The sequence below is a fragment of the Sneathiella sp. genome (assembly GCF_036960985.1).
Lineage (GTDB): Bacteria > Pseudomonadota > Alphaproteobacteria > Sneathiellales > Sneathiellaceae > Sneathiella.
The window spans coordinates 56,030-76,024 of the sequence record NZ_JBALWD010000009.1; the positions used below are offsets into that span (position 1 = coordinate 56,030).

Below are 19,995 nucleotides of genomic sequence, written 5' to 3' on the forward strand. Positions count from 1 at the left end.
CTGAATTTTCTGCTGAGGAAATTGCTGCAGGCGCGTCATAGAGTCAAGGTTTGACGGTATTTATTTTGCATCTGCGAGAGGATGATGCGTCGTAACAACTTCCATCAAACGCTTCTGTAGGACATGCGTGTAAATTTGCGTTGTCGAGATATCAGAGTGTCCGAGCATTTTTTGCAAACTTCGCAAATCGGCCCCATTTGCCAGAAGGTGGCTGGCAAAAGCATGCCGGAGCACATGCGGAGATACTTTTTTTGGATCAATGTTCGCTTCAAACGCCAGCTCTTTCAACAACTGGCCAAATCTCTGACGCGTTAAATGCCCGAATTCGCCGCGCGACGGGTAGAGCCATTTAGAATGTTTCTCGTCAGCTAGAAAACAATGCCGAATCTCAAGATAATTTTGAAGGGCTGTCTTTGCAGACTGATTTACAGGAACCAATCTTTCTTTATTCCCCTTCCCGCGAATAATCAGAAAACGATCCTGATCACGCAACGCTGGAAAAGGTAAAGTCACAAGTTCAGTTGCCCGCAAACCTGTCGCATATAATAGTTGCAGAAGAGACGCCATTCGTAACTTGTTGGGCTCCGCTCCCTCCGTCGCTGACAGCAATCTGCCCACTTCCTCTTCCGAGAGATATTTAGGCAAACGACGCTGCCCTCTCGGACTATCGATATTCATAGAGGGGTCGTCGCTGCGAAATTCATCCCCAAGCATATATGAAAAAAATTGTTTTATAGCGCTCAAACGCCGCGCCTGCGTGCTGTTCATTAACCCTGCAGCATCTAGTGATTTTAGATAATTTTGAATTTCAGAAGGCCCGCAAGAAGTCAAATTTGTTCCTTTTTTCGAAACGAACCGATTAAATTCTTCCATATCCCGACGGTAGCCATCGATGGTATTGGCAGCTGCACCTCTTTCGGTCAGCAACATCTCCAGAAACCCTTCTATGAGATGTAAAGACATATTACAGATCTCTCAAAATTGCCGCTTCCAACGCCAAAGCACGTGCTTCTTTTTCTAGCCCTATTTTTTTAAGGGCAGACAGCACTCTCGACAGAGTTGTCAGTGATACCGATGATGGGCCACCTTCGCCAAGAGCGGTTAGAGAGAGCGCGATTGTCTCTCCAAGACGACCAGTCTCTGCCGCTGTTTCCAGGTTTTTCTCAATAACGAGATTTGAATATCTGGGTTGCGCAATTTGACCTAAGTCCAATGCTTCAGACCACAAACGTTCAGGTACTTTCTGGTCAAAAACATCCAATATCGTCAACAATAATCCGACATTTTCCCCGCGTTCAAGATCATCACCCTGCACAAAAGACTCGGCATCAAACGTTGCGGGGTTCCAACGAGCTATTCCAGGGGCACCGGATATCAGCATATAAGCATCCACCCGATCAATTCTCTTTCGCGCAACAAGCCGTTCTTCTGGCGTTCCGCGCAACGCTGCCCGTCGGGCGACCCGTTCCCAAATTGCGGCAGACGCGGTATCCTCGGCAGCGAGAAGTAACCGGACAGCATCAATCTCAAATTTATCGCTCTGACTTGCCGCCGGTATTTCCGCCAGCAACGGCGCACTCAACTGAGTCGCGGCAAAATAGCTTTCGTCCCGAAATCCCGCCGCCCAAAGAGCTGATAAATGCAACGCTAATGCCTCTTTGTCTTTCTGGCTGGCAACTGATCGATAAAGTTGGGCAATTTCCACAACAGTGTCTCCGTCGTCCGCTGGCTGAACAAGTGCGTTCTCAAGAATCAGCTTACGAGGTAATTCCGGGCCAATACTGCCGACAGCGAGCGACTGATAAGAAGCCCGAAGACGCTGCCCTTTTTGGGCGGATTCCTGCATCGCCAGCGCCCAGACAATATCGTAGCCAGATTTTTCGGCAGCTTCAAAGGATACGGTTATATCTGCATGCCGGATCATTGCGTAATGCAGCGGTAAAAATAATAAATCCGCATCGCTAATGACGGCCTTACCGCCAGCTAATCGATCGAACAGATCAAGAAAAAGAGTATCCGATTCGCCTTGCTCTTCGAGCAATGCCGCTCCCAGTTCAGCCTGTTCAAAATCCTCATCTATCAAATCACAGAAGACACCGGCTTTGATCCAGAACTGATCGACACTTTGCAGTTTTTCAGCCTTAACTAGACGGCAGGCCTGTTCATTCTGTCCTTGTAAGAATTGCAGGTTTACGGTGGCGATAATGAGCTCATCTGTTAGCGCAGACGGGGAAATTTTTTCAGCAAGTAAGGAAGCATCAACGACCCGTCCAGCCTCTTGCAATTTGCTTAAGCGTAAAGACATCAGTTCCGTTGGCTTTTCCAGGCCTTGCGGGATCACCGCAGCAGTGAGCAATAATCGACGAAACAAATCCTGCATTGCCGGAGATACCGCAGAAACAGGAAGATAGGTAAGCAACGTGACGACACGCTCGGGCGTTGTGCCCGTCCACATGCCGGCGCCGAAACCGCCGGTGGCAGCATCTAACGTACCCACAGAGGCAGCATCAAGGCCGCCCAGTGATTTCACAATTAGAGCCGATTGGCCTGTCGTGCCATCCGTTTTGTTCGCGGCAGCGGGAACACCGAAAACAGGCGAGGCTGGTTTCTCCGGCACGGTCTGTAGGTTTTTCGTGGTCGTTTTAGAACCGTCCAAATTCGGGACCAAACTACGCGGTTTGTCTTGCGCGGCAACAACACCTGCACAAAATACTAATCCGACCAATGAAACCGCGACAGCGGAAGAAAAGCGTTTACTTAGGGAACTGGTCATTCGGAATAACCTTTTCGACCTTCGCGGTTGGCGCGGGGATATCCCAGGCAGAGAGGAATACACCGCCGCCAATTACCCCGGCAGCCACTAAAAAAAGCAAAAAGAGAGAGAATTTAGACATTTCCGACCACTTTATCCAAAGTTGAATGCCAAAACTTGACACTGCACCCGCAAAACAGTTGCTATTCTAGCTGTTAAACTGCGATTATGACTTAAATTTGGCTTTATTGATTAGCACGGTTAGTTCTGACACATCAACAACCTTGCGAAAGTAATCAGTATGAAGCGCCAACGGTTAAGAGAAAAGTGATTAAATGAGTATGCAACGTGACGACGCGGTCATGTCAGAAACTGCCGGGGAATCCACGGTGACCGACCTGGACCATAGGTCTATTGTTCTTGTTGGATTGATGGGCGCGGGAAAGAGTTCTGTTGGCCGTCGCCTGGCCGCCGAACTGGGTTTACCCTTTAAAGATGCCGATACTGAAATAGAAAAGGCGTCTAATCTTTCCGTGGCTGAGTTCTTTGAGCAACATGGTGAAGAAGCTTTTCGAAAAGGCGAACGGCAAGTCATTGCCCGCTTGCTCGCCGGTCCGCGCCATGTGCTTGCCACCGGTGGTGGTGCCTATATGGATGAGGAAACCCGATCTCTTATTGCAGAAAAAGGTATTTCTGTTTGGCTGCGCGCAGAGCTGGACGTGCTGTACAAACGCTGCATGAAACGAAATAACCGTCCGCTTTTGAAAAAGGGTAATCCCAGAGACATTCTCAAAAATTTGATGGATGAAAGATATCCTGTTTATGGTTTGGCAGATCTAACCGCGGACAGTGGGGAAGGTCCCCACGAAATTGTCGTCGGAAAAATCACTACGGCTCTCGCATCGATGCCAAAGCTCAACCCGGCGGCGAGCGATCAGTAAAATGACAATTCCTGTTTCTACCGATGTTTCCGCCGTCTCCCGGGTTCCTGTTAGCCTTGGTGAGCGCTCGTACGAGATCGTAATTGGTGACGATTTACTGTCGCAGGCCGGTACATACTTGAAACCAATCTTGCGCAGCTCTCGAGTTGCCATCTTGACCGATGAAAATGTCGCCCCCCTACATTTGGAACGGCTGACAAAATCACTGGGGGAAGTTGGTATTGACCATATTTCGATCATTCTTCCTGCGGGAGAAAGCAGCAAAAGCCTCGCGACATATGAAAAAGTGATGGATCAGCTGTTGGAAGCCAAGATACAACGTGATGAAGCACTAATTGCCCTCGGCGGGGGCGTTATTGGTGACTTGACCGGCTTCGCTGCATCTACATTGCGTCGCGGAATTGATTTTATCCAGATTCCAACCACATTGTTATCGCAAGTCGATAGCTCGGTTGGCGGCAAAACAGGAATTAATGCACCACAAGGAAAAAACCTAATTGGCGCTTTCTACCAACCGAAACTGGTCTTGGCGGATGTTGGTCTGCTATCCAGCTTGCCAAAGCGCGAGCTTCTTGCTGGTTATGCTGAAGTTGTCAAATATGGGTTGCTTGGAGATTTCGATTTTTTCGGATGGCTTGAAGCCAATGGACCGGCAATTATTCAAGGGGATATCACCGCACGGATCAAAGCGGTAGAAAAAAGTGTTAAGGCGAAAGCCGCGATTGTTGCACAAGATGAACGTGAAGGCGGTGTCCGCGCGCTCTTGAACCTTGGGCACACGTTCGGCCATGCATTGGAAGCTGAAACAGGGTATGGGCCCTATTTGAATCACGGGGAAGCCGTGGCCATTGGAATAATCATGGCCGCAGAACTATCTGTCAAGATGGGTTTGCTTTCCGGTCAAGAGGGCAACCGTATCCATTCACATTTTCAATCCGTCGGCCTACCGCAAAAAGTACCGAATATTGTCGGTCTATCGTGGCAGAGCGACCGATTACTGGACCACATGCGTCAAGACAAAAAGGTAAGCGCCGGAAAGCTTACTTTTATATTGCTAAAGGCAATCGGCAATGCCTTTACGACACAAGACGTTGCTGTTCCGGATGTTCTGGATGTCCTAACGATCGAATTAAGTTCTGCTAACTAACCATTTTACCCACAGGAGGGAAAGAAACTACCACAATGGACTTTGATCTTATTTTATTGCTTCTGGCAATATTCTTGCTGTTGTTATTGTCCGCTTTTTTCTCGGGATCGGAAACCGCTCTAACCGGTGCCTCCCGAGCTCGACTCCATCAAATGGAGCAAGCCGGCGATAAGCGGGCACATCTAGTGAACCGTCTACGCGATCAACATACGAAATTGATCAGTGCTATTTTGCTTGGAAATAATCTGGTTAACATCCTGGCATCCGCACTGGCGACCAGCTTCTTTATTACGCTTTTCGGCGATATTGGTGTTGCCTATGCAACCATTATTATGACCGCCCTTGTTCTTATTTTTTCCGAAGTTCTTCCGAAAACATTCGCCCTGCGAAGGTCCATTTCAACGGCCTTATTTGTCGCCCCAATTTTGCGTCCTGCTGTGTTTTTTCTGTCGCCGGTCGTTTTAGGCATTAATGTCGTCGTAGACATAACATTACGTATGTTCGGCGTTAAAAATACCGAAGACGACGGGGATACACTGACCGACGCCGCACAAGACGAACTTCGCGGAGCCATTGAGCTGCATTCCGAAGAAGCCGGCGTTATTCTACATGAGAAGTATATGCTCGATTCCATTTTGGACATGGATGAAGTCGATTTATCAGAAATTATGATTCACCGCAAAAACATGGAAATGGTTGATTGTTCCAAGTCAACGCAAGAAATCATCGACCAGGTTTTGGCGAGCCCCTATACACGGTTGCCTTTATGGCGGAAAAATTCTGAGAATATTATTGGCGTTGTCCATGCCAAGGATTTACTCCGCGCCATCATTCCTCTCAACGGCGGCTATGATGAGCTTGAGATTGAAGACATCATCGTCGAGCCTTGGTTCGTTCCCGAAACGACAACGTTACGAAGCCAACTGAACGCCTTTTTGGAACGCAAAAGCCACTTCGCTCTTGTTGTTGATGAATATGGCGCGCTAATGGGCCTTGTGACCTTAGAGGATATTCTAGAGGAAATTGTTGGTGATATTGCAGATGAACATGACGTAGCAGTCAGTGATGTGGAAATGCTGCAAGAAGGCAATATTGTAACAAAGGGCGATGTTACAATCCGCGATTTAAACCGACAGCTTAATTGGTCACTGCCCGATGACGAGGCTGCGACTGTTGCCGGATTGGTTATTCATGAAGCTCAGATAATTCCGGACGTCGGCCAGATTTTTATTTTCCACGGCTATAAGTTCGAAATTCTACAAAAAGAGCATAATCAAATTACAGAACTGCGTGTGACCGCACTGTCGAACTGATCGGATCCAATTCCATGTTTGACATCCTTCTGAATATTATTGCGCCTGTAGTCATCACTGCAGGATTGGGCTTCTACTGGGCAAAATCGGGCCGTGCTTTCAGTACAGAGACTGTCACTGGATTGGTGACCAATATTGGCGCGCCCCTGTTGATATTTACGACCCTCGACAATCTGGATATGCAACTGACGGCGTTTTTTGAATTTGCCATGATCGCTGCCATCGCTGCGGTCTCGTTTTGCATCATCGGACTTGCTGTTTTAAGCGTCTTGAAACTTAATATCCGGGACTATCTTCCCGGCTTGATGTTTCCCAATGCCGGAAATATGGGTATTCCCCTATGTTATTTTGCCTTCGGGGAGCCCGGCTTGGCATTGGCGATCGCCGTGTTTACCGTCTTTTCCATGATTCAATTTACCTTTGGTGTGTGGCTGTCTTCAGGTACAAATTCTGTTCTGCAATTGGCCAAAACACCCCTAATCTATGCTGTTGCAATCGCATTGATAACGAAATTTCTCGGTATAGAGATACCGCAATGGATTAACAATACAACAGGCCTGCTCGGCAGCCTTACAATTCCTCTTATGCTCTTGGCTCTTGGCGTCAGCCTCGCGAGCTTATCCATTAGTCATATAAAACTGGCAACAGGTTTGTCCCTCCTAAGGCTCAGCATGGGCTTTGCCGTTGGCTACGGGCTTGCTCTTCTTTTCAACCTTGAAGGTGTGGAACGCGGAGTGATAATTTTGGAATGCAGTATGCCGGTCGCCGTCTTCAATTACTTATTTTCACTTCGATACAAACGGGCGCATTCTCATGTGGCAGGGATGGTGTTGATCTCCACCCTTCTCTCTTTTATTACGCTGCCGGCACTTCTGCTTTTTATCCTCTGAAACCGTGCCTTATCAAGAATCGAGAAGAGGTATTTCGTCGAGATAATGATGTAGAATTGCTGATCGAATGCGGGAGGTTCGCGAATGCTCCCGCCGCTTTTCATCGCGGTCAGCATGACAGCAGAAATCGTTTATCGAGATGTCTTTCTTTTCACAGATTCGCTGCAAAGCGGTCCATTCGATCCTCTCCAGACGAATGCTTGTTCGATGACACCGGCCCGATACGGGATCCGTAATCGAGATATTCCTGTTTACGAGTGTTTGAGAAGGTTGCGTCTGCATTTCTGATCTCCTTGATATACAACTTATAATGGCGTAAAATTACTTTTCACACCTAATAGATGCATATAGGTATGCCATCGCTGTATTCAATACATGATTGTAATGTTAAACAGATTCGCCCGTTCAGGCTCAACTAGCCCACGGTGTATTTTTTTATATCCTCGTTTAAGGTGTATTCAAGTTCAATGACGATACCAATTAGCCTAATCCGTCGGAGATTTCACATCGAGTGAAAGCGCGTGAATATCGGTCGCCAATTCATCGGCCAAAACTTGATAGACTGCGCGTTGTCGTGCCACTCGGGACAATCCTTCAAATTTATCTGAAATGATTTCGACCTTGAAATGACTCTCTCCTTGTGGGCGAGCGCCAGCATGGCCTGCATGTAAATGTGATTCGTCAATAACCGTCAGGCTCGACGGTGCGAAGGCTCCTTGCAATTTTACTTCTATTGTCTCTGCAACACTCATTATAATTTCTTCCACTAAGGGTTCAGTCAAACATCATAAGTATATTTTTCCGGAAGGCGGATCAAGACGCGTCACTCGAAGAAATGAGTTAGAAAAAAGACAGCTCCTCTAATCAAATCACGAAGCGACGAAATCTGTTGCGCAATTAGCATGCTACACCGAAAATTGAAGTCTTTTTAGGGCTTATCCTTGCAAGCCATAAGTCGACTGCCCATAATAGTCTTCATGGCCAAACGTAAAAAAATTGACTTAGGCGACCAGCCCCCCGACGGCATGTTCCGGCAATGCGATCACCCCGATTGCTTTGAAACCGGGGAGTTTCGCGCGCCAAAATCTCGTACGGAAGACCGGAGAAATCCTGAGGATTTTCAATGGTTTTGCTTGGGCCATGTCCGTGAATTCAATAAATCCTGGAATTTCTTTGACGGCATGTCCGACGAAGAAGTCCTGCGCTATAAGGATGAAGACATTACCGGTCACCGCCCGACCTGGAAGATGGGCTCGCGCACCGCAAAACCACGTGGCGATTTTCAGTATGATGACCCTTTCGATTTTCGCGAAGACATGGGCACACAAGATGATACGTCCCGGCAAAACGGGCATTCTGCCTCGCCCAAAATTGATAAAGAAGAGCGGGATGCTCTCGCTATTCTCAATTTGGGGCCAAACAGCAGTCTCAACGACATAAAACGCCGGCATAAAGAATTGGCCAAGAAATATCACCCTGATCTTCATGGTGGCGACAAAAAAGCCGAAGAAATACTAAAAAACATCAATCAGGCCTATACACATCTGCGATCTTGCGTTAACTCCTAGTAAACCGCAGGAAAATAACCATAAATAGTTACACGGAATAGTTAGTCATGACGTCCCTAGAGCTCGCCGGTCAGGCATCAGATACCGAAATAAACCTTCCTGATACGAAAGTATCTGTTCGCGAAGTCTTCAAAATCGACAGTGACCTGGAAGTTCCCGCTTTCAGCATCGCCACCGAGCGTGTGCCGGATCTGGATCCTTCCTATGTTTTCGACCATGATACGACCATGGCTATTTTGGCCGGGTTCGCGTTTAACCGTCGGGTGATGGTTCAGGGGTATCACGGAACCGGAAAATCCACGCATATCGAACAAGTCGCCGCGCGGCTGAACTGGCCGTGCGTCCGGGTTAATCTGGACAGTCATATCTCGCGGATTGATCTGGTAGGGAAAGACGCCATTGTGTTGCGCGAAGGCAAACAGATCACGGAATTCCGTGAAGGTATTCTGCCCTGGGCGTTGCAATCGCCAACGGCCATTGTGTTTGACGAATATGACGCCGGTCGGCCGGACGTGATGTTTGTGATCCAGCGGGTTCTCGAAGTCGAGGGCAAACTGACTTTGCTCGACCAGAACCGGGTTATCCGGCCCCATCCGGCGTTCCGCATGTTCTCAACCACGAACACGGTTGGGCTTGGTGATACCACGGGTCTTTATCACGGCACCCAACAGCTCAATCAGGGCCAGATGGATCGCTGGAATATTGTCACGACGTTGAACTATTTGCCCGAAGCAACAGAAAACGCCATCGTCCTGTCCAAGACGCCCAGTTATGATACGGAAGAAGGTCGGCAAACAGTCCGGGCGATGGTCGCCTGCGCCGAGCTGAGCCGGTCCGGCTTTATCGCCGGAGATATTTCGACGGTTATGAGCCCGCGGACGGTGATTACCTGGGCGGAAAATGCCGAGATTTTCGGCGATATCGGCTTCGCCTTCCGGGTGACGTTCCTGAATAAATGCGATGAAATGGAACGGCCTATTGTCGCGGAATATTTCCAGCGCAGCTTCGGACAGGAACTTCCGGAATCTGCGGCTAATATTGTCGCGTCCTAGTCCCGGTGGCTTTGGGAAAAAATAAAGAAGCAGCAGCCGAGCCCTTCAAACGCGCGGTAACCGCGACCATGCGTGCCATGTCCCGCGAAGCAGAGCTGGAAGTCATCTATGGCAACGATGCCCCTGGCATCACAGCCAATAAGGCGCGCCTGCCCAACCCCATGAAGGATCTTCCGATTGAGGATATCCGGTTGGTGCGCGGCATTGCCGACAGTCTTTCCCTGCGTAAGCGCTACCATGATGACGCTTTACATAACAAGCTTGCGCCGCAAGGCGGTGAAGCGAAAGAAGTCTTCGAAGCCATCGAACAGGCGCGGGTGGAAGCCATCGGCGCCAACAAGATGAAAGGCGTTTCCGACAACCTGTATAATCGCCTGGACAGCCATTGCCGGGAAAGCGGGTTCGAGCGAATTTACGACAAGGCGGACGCCCCCATTGCCGAAGTGCTGGGCCTGCTCGCCCGTGAAAAACTGGCCAATATCCCGGTGCCGGAAAGCGCCAAGGGCATGGTTGATTTATGGCGCGAAGAAATCGAAGCAAAAAGTGGCGATGATTTCGCCGATCTGCTGGAAACTCTCGGCAGCCAGCAAGAATTTGCAACCGCCGCCCGCAAGCTCCTGAAAGACCTGGATCTGATAGATGATGCCGAAGGCAATTATTCAGACGAGGACGAAGCCGGTGACGGCGACGACGGCGAACAGGATCCGGATGCCGAAAGCAGCGGCGCCGAAGGCGATGACGAGGCACAAGAAGCCAGCGCCGCGGAAGATGCCGACTCGCAAGAAGGTGCTGGCGACGAGGGCACGGACAGCGAGACCGGCGAAAGCGCGGATATGGAAACCACCAGCGCCGGAGAAGAAGCCGGCCGCGATCGCCAACCGGTGTATCCCGATGATTTCCGCAATTCCCCGGATGCCGACGCCTACAAATCCTTTACCACGGATTATGACGAAGTTATTCAAGCCTCTGACCTCTGTGAGCCCGAAGAGCTGGCACGATTGCGACAGCAACTCGACCAACAGCTGACAAACCTGCATAGCCTGATTAGCAAACTGGCCAATCGGCTGCAGCGTAAATTGCTGGCCCAACAAAACCGGTCCTGGGAATTTGATCTGGAAGAAGGCATTCTCGATGCGGCACGGTTGTCCCGTGTGGTCGTCGATCCCTTGCTTCCGCTGTCCTTCAAGATGGAGCAGGATACGGATTTCCGCGATACCGTGGTCACCTTGCTCATCGATAACTCCGGCTCCATGCGCGGCCGCCCCATCTCTGTTGCGGCCATGTGCGCAGATGTGCTGGCCCGCACGTTGGAACGCTGTTCGGTTAAAGTCGAGATCCTAGGTTTCACCACGCGAGCCTGGAAAGGTGGGCAATCGCGCGAGAAATGGTTGGAACAAGGCAAGGAAGCTAATCCCGGCCGCCTCAATGACCTGCGCCATATTGTTTATAAATCGGCTGATTATCCCTATCGCCGCGCCCGCCAATCCCTAGGGCTGATGCTGCGCGAAGGTCTCCTGAAAGAAAATATCGACGGTGAAGGCCTGCTCTGGGCCCATAACCGTCTTCTCGGCCGGCCAGAACAACGCCGGATCCTGATGGTGATCTCCGACGGGGCGCCGGTGGATGACAGCACCCTATCGGTTAATCCGGGCAACTATCTGGACCGTCATTTACGCGATGTCATTCGCTGGATCGAAACCAAATCGGCGGTCGAGCTGATTGCCATCGGCATTGGCCATGATGTGACCCGTTATTATGAACAAGCGGTGACCATTATCGACGCCGAGCAATTGGGCGGCGTGATGATGGAGCAGCTTGCTGATCTGTTCGACGAGAACAAAACCAGCAAGCGCAGTAAAGCCGAACGCTGGTAAGCTGTTAGCCTTTTAGATGTTTGTCGAAAAACGCCATGCTCCGGGTCCAGGCGAGCTGGGTATCTGCCTTGTCATAGCCACCGCTGGAGGGATTGGCGAAAGCATGATCCGCATCATACCAGAAGACTTCAGGATCCGGCTCACCAGCCACTTTCATCTGCTCAACAAATCCGTCAACCATGGCTTTGTTGATCCATTGATCCTTCTCTGCGAAATGCCCCATCACGGGCCCGACCAGAGCAGATAACTGATCCGCTTGCTTTGCCACATTACCGTAATAGATGATCGTCGCATCAACGGGAGAGGCCAAAGACGCATTGAGAGACCAACCCCCGCCGAAACACCAGCCTATGGTGCCGATCTTGTCGGTTGTCTTGTCATGGGATCGGGTCCAGGCTGTCCAGATCTTCAAGGTTTCGGTCGCTTCCTCACCTTTGACCTTACCCATCAGACTGCGGGCTTCATCGGCGGTGGCGCCGACTTTCTGGTCATAGAGATCGACAGCAACGGCCACATAGCCAGCCTTGGCATATTCTGCGGCAACGGCCTTTATCTGGTCATTGAGACCCCACCATTCATGTATCAGCAAGATAGCGGGCGCCGGGGTGACATCGGGGAAGGCAATGGAGGCCTTGATCGGTTTCCCGCTTTTCAGCTCCAGCGTCACGTCCTGCATCCCCGCAGCAGCAGCCTGCGCCAGAAGCGGGTCGGCGAGGATAGCCGCCAGCGGTAACGCGGCCGCGCCTTTAACAATATCACGACGTGCAAACATATGATCTCTCCCTGATTGAACCTGTATTTAAGTACATTCTTTCAGATAGGGAGATGACCGCGCGAAGCAACAGATGCATAAAAAAAACGGACAAGATTTTCATCTTATCCGTTTTCGCATTTCTAAGACCGAAGTCTGCAAACTGTAATTAAGAAGCCAGCGCTGCCTTTTTGATGTCGCGTTTGACGCGACGGGCACTCAGGGACAAATTGATATCCCGTGCTTTCAGAAGGAAGTTATCCAAACCGCCGTTATGCTCAACCGAGCGCAAACCTGCGGCAGAAACTTTCATGCTGAACGACCGACCCAATGCATCTGACATCAAGCGGACTTCTTGCACATTTGGCAGAAACCGGCGACGGGTTCTGTTCTTGGCGTGGCTTACATTGTTGCCAGCCTGAACACCTTTACCTGTTAATTCGCAACGACGTGCCATCGTGAACCTCTTTAACCAATAAATAAAAATGCCGACGCGAGACGCCAGACGTGGCACGGTATTTAAGGAATGTCGGCGCACCCGTCAAGCATATTAATCCAAAAAACACCGATAACTCCGCATCGGGAGTTATTTAGTCAAAAACAGCGCCAGCAATTGCTCTGCGGCGTCGGTTGGATCAATTTTCCCGGATTTTACATCAGTTTCCAACCTCGGGAGCAAATCGGCAACCGCCTCATGTTCTCTAAATCGGGACATCAGAGAATCATCCAGCTCCGACCACATCCAGGACGCCGCCTGCTCTCGCCGTTGTGCCTCCAGCTCGCCGTCCGTGGACCGCGCAACACGATATCGCTCGATAGCCTCCCATAAATCTTCAATGCCTAACTTTTTGAGCGCCGAGATCATCAGAACTTCGGGTCGCCAATGCTGGCTTTTAGGCCGCATCAATCCAAGGGCGCCTTTATATTCGGCTGCGGCCCGCCGTGCCGTCGCTTTCAAATCGCCATCCGCCTTGTTGACCACCACAAGATCAGCCAGCTCCATGACACCTCGCTTAATACCCTGCAGCTCATCCCCACCGGCCGGCGCCAATAGCAGCATGAAAACATCGACCATTTCCGCCACGGTGGTTTCCGACTGACCGACACCAACGGTTTCAATCAGGATAGTATCAAAGCCACTTGCTTCACAGAGCAGCATGGCTTCACGGGTACGACGGGCAACACCGCCGAGGGAGCCGCCTGACGGCGAGGGCCGGATAAAAGCATTGGGGTCACGCACCAATTCTTCCATTCGGGTTTTATCGCCAAGGATGGAACCACCTGTCCGCTTGGAGGATGGGTCAATGGTCAGGACGGCCACTTTATGTCCAGCCGCCGTCAGGAACTTGCCAAATACTTCGATAAAGGTGGATTTTCCTACGCCGGGCGTTCCTGAAATACCAATCCGAACCGAGCGACCCGTTAACGGTAGAATCTGGGTGATCAGGTCGCGCGCCTGTTCCCGGTGATCGCGCCGCGAGGATTCCACCAGCGTGATCGCCCGCGCCAGGGCACGGCGGTCTCCTGCTTTCAGTTTTTCGGTTATCTGCTTAATTGTCTTAACCATCCCATTTACCGCCACGTTACCCCTTGGGTATGGGAAAATACGGGGCGGCCGTCAAGTCTCTTGAAAGAGCTTTCGTAAATATCGCGATCAATCTAGTCTAGGAAAATGATCAGTCGTATTACAACAGTCGAAATGCATACGGGCGGCGAGCCCTTGCGCATCATCACCGATGGTGTCCCGGTGCCGGACGGTCGGACCCTGCTGGAAAAGCGGGCTTTTTTACGGGATTATGCCGATCACTACCGGCAGTTCCTGATGTTCGAGCCACGCGGCCACCGGGATATGTATGGGGCTCTTCTCGTTCCCGCCGATCATCCCGACGCCGATCTTGCCGTCATTTTCCTGCATAACGAAGGCTATAGCACCATGTGCGGCCATGCCATTATTGCCCTGGGCCGCTACGCGCTGGATTACGGCCTGGTGGTCAAGAACACCGAAGAAACAAAGGTCAATATTCAATGTCCCTGCGGCCTCGTCACGGCTTATGTGAAAACAGAGGACGGCGTTACAGGCGCCGTGCGGTTTGAAAGCGTTCCGGCCTTCGCCGTCGCCCTTGGCACCTATGTGGAGACGCCAGATTACGGCCCGGTCGAGATCGATATCGGCTATGGCGGGGCGTTTTATGCGCTGCTCGATGCCGCCACCATCGGACTGGATGTGCGCCGCTCGACCACGGCCGATCTGGTCCGGGCGGCAACGCAAATATCAGAGGCGGTGAAGAAGCAGATCCCCATTACCCACCCGGAGGCAGAAGATCTGGGCTATCTGTACGGCACCATCCTGACCGATGGTGGGGATGGTGCGACGGGCGCGGCCAGCGCCAACATATGCGTCTTCGCCGATGCACAGGTCGATCGCAGCCCAACCGGATCTGGCGTCACCGCACGGCTCGCCGTCGCGGCCGCCCGCAAAACGGCTCAGGCCGGTGAGATTTATCAATTTGAAAGCGTTACAGGATCCATTTTCACCGGCAAGATTATGCGAGCAACAAAAGTTGGGCCCTATAACGCCGTAACAGTTGAGGTTGCCGGACAGGCTTACTATTGTGGCACCGCAGAATTTACCGCCGAGGATGGCGATACGCTGGCAGGCGGTTTCTTGCTGCGCTAAAATGAACGGGAGTATAGAGATGACGAGCTCGGATTTGAAAAATCAGGCGGAGGCAACCATGATGAATGCCTATTCGCCGTATTCCAATTTCAAGGTCGGCGCGGCCATCCGCACCGTCGCTGGAAATGTCTATAGCGGCTGCAATGTGGAAAATGCCTCCTACGGTCTGTCCATTTGCGCGGAACGTAATGCCATTATGCAAGCGGTGGCCACTGAAGGACCGGGGATGAAACTGGCGGCCGTTGTCGTGACTAATTATAATCAAAAAGGCGAAAGCGGGGCTTGTTCTCCCTGCGGCGCCTGCCGTCAGTTTATGATCGAATTTGCAACGCCACAAACCACCGTCATTTATCCCGGTGAGAACGGCGACATTGAAACCAACGCGGACAAACTGCTACCCGATAGTTTTTCCTTTTAAGGAAGATTAGCCGCGGCCCCGATAGGATGGCACACCCTGATCGGGCAGCCAGACATCTTTGATCGGCGCGCCGGTTTGCCAAAAGACATCAATGGGAATACCACCGCGTGGATACCAGTAGCCGCCAATGCGCAACCAGCGCGGCGACAGCAAATCAACGATGCGTTTGCCAATGCTGACGGTGCAGTCTTCATGAAAAGCGCCATGATTGCGGAACGAGGTCAGAAACAGCTTCAGTGATTTTGATTCCACCAGAAATTGGTCCGGGACATAGTCGATGACCAAATGGGCGAAATCCGGCTGTCCGGTCATCGGGCAAAGCGAGGTAAATTCCGGCGCCACGAAACGCACCAGATAATTCACATCACTTTGGCCATTGGGCACCTTTTCCAGCACCGCGTCTTCCGGGTTCTGCGGCTGTTCCGCCGCCTGCCCCAACAGGCTCAGACCGCTGACGTCTGTCTCGACCATTGTTATCGGTGCCCTTCAAAGCCGTCTATAAAGCTGGTGATGTTGGCGCCCAGAAAGTCCCGGTTATAGCCGCCTTCCTGCACCAGCACTGTTGGAAAGCCCAGATGCGCAATATTGGCGGCGATGGCGCCGAAGCCTTCTGTTGTGATTCCAAGGCCGGCAAACGGATCGCCTTCAAACGCATCGAGGCCCAACGCGACAAACAGCACATCCGGCGCGAAAGCTTTCAACGCCGTCAGCGCAATTTCCAGTTTCGCCAGAAAGGCCTCATCTTTACTGCCTTTGGGCAGCGGCAAGTTGAGATTGAAGCCGTCCCCTTCACCGTGCCCCCGCTCCTGCTCATAACCCGCAAAGAACGGATAAAAATCACTGGGATCGCAATGCATGGAAATAGTCAGCACATCGGCCCGCTCGTAAAAGATCCCTTGCGTACCATTACCATGATGCACATCGACATCGAGAATGGCGACACGGTTGACGCTGCGACGGGCATATTGTGCGGCAATGGCGATGTTATTGAGAAAACAGAATCCCCCCGCCTGATCCTTATACGCGTGATGCCCGGGCGGGCGGCAAAGGGCATAAGATGATTTTTTCGCGGCCAGATCTTCCAGCACATAATCCGTTGCCGTCAGCGCCACATTATTCGATGCCACCGCCGCTTCCCATGTCTGACGGCCCACCGGTGCGGACATGTCCGTTGTATAATATCCAACTTCACCAACCAGCCCCGTCGGCATCCCGGACATATGACGGCCCGGATGGATATTGGGCAGCACTTCTTCATTTCCCATATCCTCTGCATGCCAGCGCATCGAGATGGTTTCCAGGAAATGCAAATATCCGGGGGTGTGAACGGCGGCTCGCGGGCTTGCCCCAAAATCATCGGGTCCGACAATATCATGTCCGGCGTCGCGCAAACCCGTGATCAGCGCCTCGGCCCGGCCCGGAACTTCCTGCGGCTCATGAAACGCCCCGCCTTTAAAATAGGTTTGCGGGTCGTGTTTGGCATGGTCCGGACTGTAAACGATTTTCATACGTCACCCTTCTGTGGAGGAATTCTGCCCGCATCATACAGCCACATCAGGGGCGCCGGTCAAGCAGTTCTATCGGTCCCGCCAATACATGAAAAAAATTCATGGATTTGGCCAAACCTATAGAAAATTTTCATGTATTGGCATCGGGATGTAAATCGATGCCCTTGTCCATACTACGCTCAGTGTAGAGAATCTTTTGGTGCTCCCTTTGGCGATAAAAATAATTTTCACTTTTGTCTTTCCAACCCGATTTGAATTAGGCGATCATGGACTGTGGAAAACACCGTCAAGATTTTGAGGGAAAATTCTGCGTAACGCTGTCACAAAGGAGGATATCATGCCAGATTTCTGGTTGGGGGTCATTGGCGGGGCGATCGGCGTAGTTGTCGGCGGTGCCGGTCAGTTTGCCATTGATCATTTTCGGCATCAGCGCGACACCAAGTCTCAACGAATGCTAGATGACCATCGCAAGGCCCTGCTGCAGACGGCCCTTGAAAATATGCCGGCTGAGACGGAATGGCGAAAGCTGAGTACCCTGTCCCGCATTATCGGCGCCGATTACGAAACAACCACCCGACTACTCATTGAACTCGGCGCCCGCGGCTCCGAGGGGGAAAAGGATGTCTGGGCTCTGCTCGACGACAAACCGCTGCACGAAAAACCCGATTAGTTTTTAGGCTTTGCGTTGTTTGCGGATCAGCTCCAGCACTTCGGCGGCGGCTTCGGGAATATTTGTGCCTGGTCCATAAATAGCGGCGACGCCGGCGTCATACAGCATGTCATAATCCTGAGCCGGGATCACACCGCCACAGACCACCAGAATATCGCCCGCATCTTGCGCTTTCAGTTCGGCAATGATCTGTGGCACCAGTGTTTTGTGACCGGCGGCTTGCGATGAAATACCGATCACATGCACATCGCTTTCGATGGCATCTGTGGCAGCTTCGGCCGGGGTCTGGAATAACGGTCCCACATCCACGTCAAAGCCAATATCGGCGAACGCTGTGGCGATTACTTTAGCGCCGCGATCATGCCCATCCTGCCCCAGTTTAACCACCAGCATTCTCGGTCGGCGTCCTTCTTCTTTGGCGAAGGTTTCAATATCCCGTTGAATTTTCATAAAGCCCTCATCCCCTTCATAAGCCGCCCCATAGACACCGCTGATCGAGCGGATCTCTGCCCGGTGCCGGGTAAAGACTGTCTCCATGGCGTCAGAAATCTCCCCCACTGTCGCCCGCGCCCGAGCGGCGTCGACACAGAGTTCCAGAAGATTTTCGCCCCCGCGGGCGCCCTCGGTCAAGGCAGCAAGCGCCGCCTGACAGGCCGCATCATCCCGCGTCGCCTTGATTTTGTTGAGCCGGGCGACTTGCTGGCGCAGCACTTTCGTATTATCCACATCCAGAATATCGATATCGCTATCGTCTTTCTCGAGCTTATATTTATTGACGCCGACAATGGTCTCCTCGCCGCGATCAACCCGAGCTTGGCGACGGGCGGCAGATTCTTCGATGCTGAGTTTCGGCATACCGCTTTCGACGGCTTTCGTCATCCCGCCCAGCTCTTCAACTTCCTCAATCAGCTTCCAGGCTTCCTCGGCGATGGAGTTGGTCAGGCTTTCCACATAATAACTGCCGCCCAGCGGATCGATCACATTGGTAACACCGGTTTCTTCGGCCAGAATAAGCTGTGTGTTCCGGGCGATCCGAGCAGAAAAGTCCGTCGGCAAGGCAATGGCTTCGTCCAGCGCGTTGGTATGCAGGCTTTGGGTGCCCCCCAAAACCGCCGCCATGGCTTCATACGCCGTGCGAATAACATTATTGTACGGGTCTTGTTCGGTCAGGCTAACGCCGGACGTCTGGCAATGGGTGCGCAGCATCAAGGAGCTTTTATTTTGCGGCTCAAACTCGGAAATCATTTTCGCCCAGAGCATCCGGGCGGCGCGCAGTTTGGCAACTTCCATAAAAAAGTTCATGCCAATGGCGAAGAAGAAGCTGAGGCGCGGTGCGAAATCATCAATTTTCAAACCCGACGCCATGGCCGCCCGCGCATATTCCAAACCATCGGCCAATGTAAAGGCCAGCTCCTGCACCTGCGTCGCGCCGGCTTCCTGCATATGATAACCGGAAATCGAGATTGAATTGAAGCGCGGCATCTTAGCCGACGTATAGCCGATGATATCGCCGATGATCCGCATGCTGGGCTCCGGCGGGTAAATATAGGTGTTGCGGACCATAAATTCTTTCAGGATATCATTCTGGATCGTCCCCGCCAGCTTGTCGGGACTGACCCCCTGCTCTTCCGCGGCCACAATATAATTGGCCAGGATGGGCAAAACAGCCCCGTTCATGGTCATGGAGACGGACATCTCATCGAGCGGGATGCCGTCAAACAGGATTTTCATATCCTCAACGCTATCGATGGCAACGCCGGCCTTGCCGACATCGCCCACTACTCGCGGATGATCAGAATCATAGCCACGATGGGTTGCCAGATCAAAAGCAACCGACAGCCCTTTTTGCCCGCCCGCTAGATTGCGGCGGTAAAAGGCGTTTGATTCTTCTGCCGTTGAAAAACCGGCATATTGACGAATGGTCCAGGGGCGATTGGCATACATGGTGGCCCGAACACCGCGCTGAAACGGCGCCATCCCCGGCAAGGCTCCCTCAAGTTCCATGCCTTCGAGATCCGCGGCTGTATAGAGCGGCTTGACTGGAATCCCTTCCGGTGTGTTCCAAACCAGATCATCGGTGCTGCGTCCCCGCAATTCTTTTTCCGCGAGTTTATCCCAGTCTTCCAAGTTCTGTTTTGGAAAGTCAGCCATTTTAAATACGTCCCTTTTGTTTCTCAATATTGTGCATCGCAACACAACAGAGTGTCAAATTTTTCTCCGCGTCACGCTCTTTCTCCCACATTCCAAGGGGTCTTATCAATAAAAATATCAAACGAACGTTTGGCTAATTCTACTCCGACTCGAGCTGTGCGCTGCAATCTTGGACTGTCAAAAGTGCAAGACAATGAGGAATCACTTGTAATATGGGTTCCTGTTCATAGATCTTTCTGATAGATCTTAATGGGTTCGGAGGCGGTTACGCTTCCTTTTTCGC

General features: G+C 51.7%; 20 protein-coding genes. 10 read left to right on the plus strand and 10 right to left on the minus strand.

The window, feature by feature from the left end:
- Positions 1 to 60 precede the first annotated feature (60 nt).
- Together xerD and V7723_RS07140 are read right to left on the minus strand one after the other, a co-directional pair.
- Complete coding sequence (gene xerD, locus V7723_RS07135) at positions 61 to 963, minus strand: site-specific tyrosine recombinase XerD (protein ID WP_335683760.1); 903 nt, start codon at positions 961 to 963, stop codon at positions 61 to 63.
- 1 nt (position 964) lies between these two features.
- Positions 965 to 2,773, minus strand: coding sequence for a hypothetical protein (locus V7723_RS07140; RefSeq protein WP_335683761.1), 1,809 nt, complete (start codon positions 2,771 to 2,773; stop codon positions 965 to 967).
- Between the two features lie 314 nt (positions 2,774 to 3,087).
- Between V7723_RS07140 and V7723_RS07145 the strand changes: the two genes are divergently transcribed.
- The 4 genes from V7723_RS07145 to V7723_RS07160 are packed head-to-tail and all read left to right on the plus strand — an operon-like array spanning position 3,088 to position 7,043.
- Positions 3,088 to 3,693, plus strand: a complete 606-nt coding sequence (locus V7723_RS07145; RefSeq protein WP_335683762.1) for a shikimate kinase — start codon at positions 3,088 to 3,090, stop codon at positions 3,691 to 3,693.
- Between the two features lies 1 nt (position 3,694).
- Positions 3,695 to 4,840 (plus strand): 3-dehydroquinate synthase, encoded by a 1,146-nt coding sequence (aroB, locus tag V7723_RS07150; protein WP_335683763.1) that lies wholly within the window; start codon positions 3,695 to 3,697, stop codon positions 4,838 to 4,840.
- Between the two features lie 35 nt (positions 4,841 to 4,875).
- Complete coding sequence (locus V7723_RS07155) at positions 4,876 to 6,153, plus strand: HlyC/CorC family transporter (RefSeq protein ID WP_335683764.1); 1,278 nt, start codon at positions 4,876 to 4,878, stop codon at positions 6,151 to 6,153.
- A gap of 14 nt (positions 6,154 to 6,167) precedes the next feature.
- Positions 6,168 to 7,043 carry an AEC family transporter gene (locus V7723_RS07160; RefSeq protein WP_335683765.1) on the plus strand — a complete coding sequence of 292 codons (876 nt, stop codon included), beginning with the start codon at positions 6,168 to 6,170 and terminating at the stop codon, positions 7,041 to 7,043.
- A gap of 12 nt (positions 7,044 to 7,055) precedes the next feature.
- Here the strand turns inward: V7723_RS07160 and V7723_RS19770 are convergent, their stop codons facing one another.
- Together V7723_RS19770 and V7723_RS07170 are read right to left on the minus strand one after the other, a co-directional pair.
- Positions 7,056 to 7,325: a ribbon-helix-helix domain-containing protein gene (locus V7723_RS19770; protein ID WP_443024200.1), complete on the minus strand. Its 270-nt coding sequence runs from the start codon at positions 7,323 to 7,325 to the stop codon at positions 7,056 to 7,058.
- Between the two features lie 203 nt (positions 7,326 to 7,528).
- On the minus strand, positions 7,529 to 7,795 hold the full coding sequence (locus V7723_RS07170; RefSeq protein WP_335683767.1) for a BolA family protein: 267 nt from the start codon (positions 7,793 to 7,795) through the stop codon (positions 7,529 to 7,531).
- Positions 7,796 to 8,020: 225 nt separating this feature from the next.
- On the opposite strand from V7723_RS07170, the gene V7723_RS07175 reads away from it, so the two are divergent.
- Genes V7723_RS07175 through cobT form a run of 3 tightly spaced genes read left to right on the plus strand, consistent with a single transcriptional unit; the run spans position 8,021 to position 11,537 of the window.
- Positions 8,021 to 8,611, plus strand: coding sequence for a J domain-containing protein (locus tag V7723_RS07175; RefSeq protein ID WP_335683768.1), 591 nt, complete (start codon positions 8,021 to 8,023; stop codon positions 8,609 to 8,611).
- A gap of 47 nt (positions 8,612 to 8,658) precedes the next feature.
- Positions 8,659 to 9,663: a cobaltochelatase subunit CobS gene (cobS, locus tag V7723_RS07180; protein ID WP_335683769.1), complete on the plus strand. Its 1,005-nt coding sequence runs from the start codon at positions 8,659 to 8,661 to the stop codon at positions 9,661 to 9,663.
- 11 nt (positions 9,664 to 9,674) lie between these two features.
- On the plus strand, positions 9,675 to 11,537 hold the full coding sequence (gene cobT, locus V7723_RS07185; RefSeq protein WP_335683770.1) for a cobaltochelatase subunit CobT: 1,863 nt from the start codon (positions 9,675 to 9,677) through the stop codon (positions 11,535 to 11,537).
- 4 nt (positions 11,538 to 11,541) lie between these two features.
- On the opposite strand, the gene V7723_RS07190 is transcribed toward cobT, so the two are convergent.
- The 3 genes from V7723_RS07190 to meaB all read right to left on the minus strand — a co-directional run bounded on the left by V7723_RS07190 (position 11,542) and on the right by meaB (position 13,855).
- Complete coding sequence (locus V7723_RS07190; RefSeq protein ID WP_335683771.1) at positions 11,542 to 12,309, minus strand: dienelactone hydrolase family protein; 768 nt, start codon at positions 12,307 to 12,309, stop codon at positions 11,542 to 11,544.
- A gap of 148 nt (positions 12,310 to 12,457) precedes the next feature.
- A complete protein-coding gene (gene rpmB, locus V7723_RS07195; protein ID WP_335683772.1) occupies positions 12,458 to 12,745 on the minus strand; it encodes a 50S ribosomal protein L28 in 288 nt (95 codons plus the stop codon).
- A gap of 129 nt (positions 12,746 to 12,874) precedes the next feature.
- Positions 12,875 to 13,855, minus strand: coding sequence for a methylmalonyl Co-A mutase-associated GTPase MeaB (meaB, locus tag V7723_RS07200; protein WP_335683773.1), 981 nt, complete (start codon positions 13,853 to 13,855; stop codon positions 12,875 to 12,877).
- Positions 13,856 to 13,960: 105 nt separating this feature from the next.
- Between meaB and V7723_RS07205 the strand changes: the two genes are divergently transcribed.
- The gene (locus V7723_RS07205; RefSeq protein ID WP_335683774.1) at positions 13,961 to 14,965 is read left to right on the plus strand and encodes a proline racemase family protein; all 1,005 of its coding nucleotides are present in this window, start codon (positions 13,961 to 13,963) and stop codon (positions 14,963 to 14,965) included.
- 19 nt (positions 14,966 to 14,984) lie between these two features.
- Positions 14,985 to 15,383: a cytidine deaminase gene (cdd, locus tag V7723_RS07210; RefSeq protein WP_335683775.1), complete on the plus strand. Its 399-nt coding sequence runs from the start codon at positions 14,985 to 14,987 to the stop codon at positions 15,381 to 15,383.
- Positions 15,384 to 15,389: 6 nt separating this feature from the next.
- Here cdd and queF read toward each other — a convergent pair whose 3' ends face one another.
- Both queF and V7723_RS07220 read right to left on the minus strand, forming a co-directional pair.
- Positions 15,390 to 15,854 (minus strand): preQ(1) synthase, encoded by a 465-nt coding sequence (gene queF / locus V7723_RS07215; protein ID WP_335683776.1) that lies wholly within the window; start codon positions 15,852 to 15,854, stop codon positions 15,390 to 15,392.
- A 2-nt stretch (positions 15,855 to 15,856) separates the two neighbouring features.
- Positions 15,857 to 16,891, minus strand: coding sequence for a histone deacetylase family protein (locus tag V7723_RS07220; RefSeq protein WP_335683777.1), 1,035 nt, complete (start codon positions 16,889 to 16,891; stop codon positions 15,857 to 15,859).
- A 337-nt stretch (positions 16,892 to 17,228) separates the two neighbouring features.
- Between V7723_RS07220 and V7723_RS07225 the strand changes: the two genes are divergently transcribed.
- Entirely contained in the window at positions 17,229 to 17,561 is a 333-nt protein-coding gene (locus V7723_RS07225; RefSeq protein WP_335683778.1) for a hypothetical protein, read from the plus strand.
- A gap of 3 nt (positions 17,562 to 17,564) precedes the next feature.
- Here V7723_RS07225 and scpA read toward each other — a convergent pair whose 3' ends face one another.
- Complete coding sequence (gene scpA / locus V7723_RS07230) at positions 17,565 to 19,712, minus strand: methylmalonyl-CoA mutase (protein ID WP_335683779.1); 2,148 nt, start codon at positions 19,710 to 19,712, stop codon at positions 17,565 to 17,567.
- Between the last annotated feature and the right edge of the window lie 283 nt (positions 19,713 to 19,995).

What these genes read in the sequence shown, in the direction of transcription:
- V7723_RS07220 (WP_335683777.1), bottom strand. Translation starts at nt 16,891, where the DNA reads ATGAAAATCGTTTACAGTCCGGACCATGCCAAACACGACCCGCAAACC.
- V7723_RS07145 (WP_335683762.1), top strand. Translation starts at nt 3,088, where the DNA reads ATGAGTATGCAACGTGACGACGCGGTCATGTCAGAAACTGCCGGGGAA.
- V7723_RS07170 (WP_335683767.1), bottom strand. Translation starts at nt 7,795, where the DNA reads ATGAGTGTTGCAGAGACAATAGAAGTAAAATTGCAAGGAGCCTTCGCA.
- V7723_RS07155 (WP_335683764.1), top strand. Translation starts at nt 4,876, where the DNA reads ATGGACTTTGATCTTATTTTATTGCTTCTGGCAATATTCTTGCTGTTG.
- meaB (WP_335683773.1), bottom strand. Translation starts at nt 13,855, where the DNA reads ATGGTTAAGACAATTAAGCAGATAACCGAAAAACTGAAAGCAGGAGAC.
- queF (WP_335683776.1), bottom strand. Translation starts at nt 15,854, where the DNA reads ATGGTCGAGACAGACGTCAGCGGTCTGAGCCTGTTGGGGCAGGCGGCG.
- V7723_RS07160 (WP_335683765.1), top strand. Translation starts at nt 6,168, where the DNA reads ATGTTTGACATCCTTCTGAATATTATTGCGCCTGTAGTCATCACTGCA.
- V7723_RS07205 (WP_335683774.1), top strand. Translation starts at nt 13,961, where the DNA reads ATGATCAGTCGTATTACAACAGTCGAAATGCATACGGGCGGCGAGCCC.
- aroB (WP_335683763.1), top strand. Translation starts at nt 3,695, where the DNA reads ATGACAATTCCTGTTTCTACCGATGTTTCCGCCGTCTCCCGGGTTCCT.
- V7723_RS19770 (WP_443024200.1), bottom strand. Translation starts at nt 7,325, where the DNA reads ATGCAGACGCAACCTTCTCAAACACTCGTAAACAGGAATATCTCGATT.
- rpmB (WP_335683772.1), bottom strand. Translation starts at nt 12,745, where the DNA reads ATGGCACGTCGTTGCGAATTAACAGGTAAAGGTGTTCAGGCTGGCAAC.
- cdd (WP_335683775.1), top strand. Translation starts at nt 14,985, where the DNA reads ATGACGAGCTCGGATTTGAAAAATCAGGCGGAGGCAACCATGATGAAT.
- cobS (WP_335683769.1), top strand. Translation starts at nt 8,659, where the DNA reads ATGACGTCCCTAGAGCTCGCCGGTCAGGCATCAGATACCGAAATAAAC.
- V7723_RS07190 (WP_335683771.1), bottom strand. Translation starts at nt 12,309, where the DNA reads ATGTTTGCACGTCGTGATATTGTTAAAGGCGCGGCCGCGTTACCGCTG.
- V7723_RS07225 (WP_335683778.1), top strand. Translation starts at nt 17,229, where the DNA reads ATGCCAGATTTCTGGTTGGGGGTCATTGGCGGGGCGATCGGCGTAGTT.
- xerD (WP_335683760.1), bottom strand. Translation starts at nt 963, where the DNA reads ATGTCTTTACATCTCATAGAAGGGTTTCTGGAGATGTTGCTGACCGAA.
- V7723_RS07140 (WP_335683761.1), bottom strand. Translation starts at nt 2,773, where the DNA reads ATGACCAGTTCCCTAAGTAAACGCTTTTCTTCCGCTGTCGCGGTTTCA.
- V7723_RS07175 (WP_335683768.1), top strand. Translation starts at nt 8,021, where the DNA reads ATGGCCAAACGTAAAAAAATTGACTTAGGCGACCAGCCCCCCGACGGC.
- scpA (WP_335683779.1), bottom strand. Translation starts at nt 19,712, where the DNA reads ATGGCTGACTTTCCAAAACAGAACTTGGAAGACTGGGATAAACTCGCG.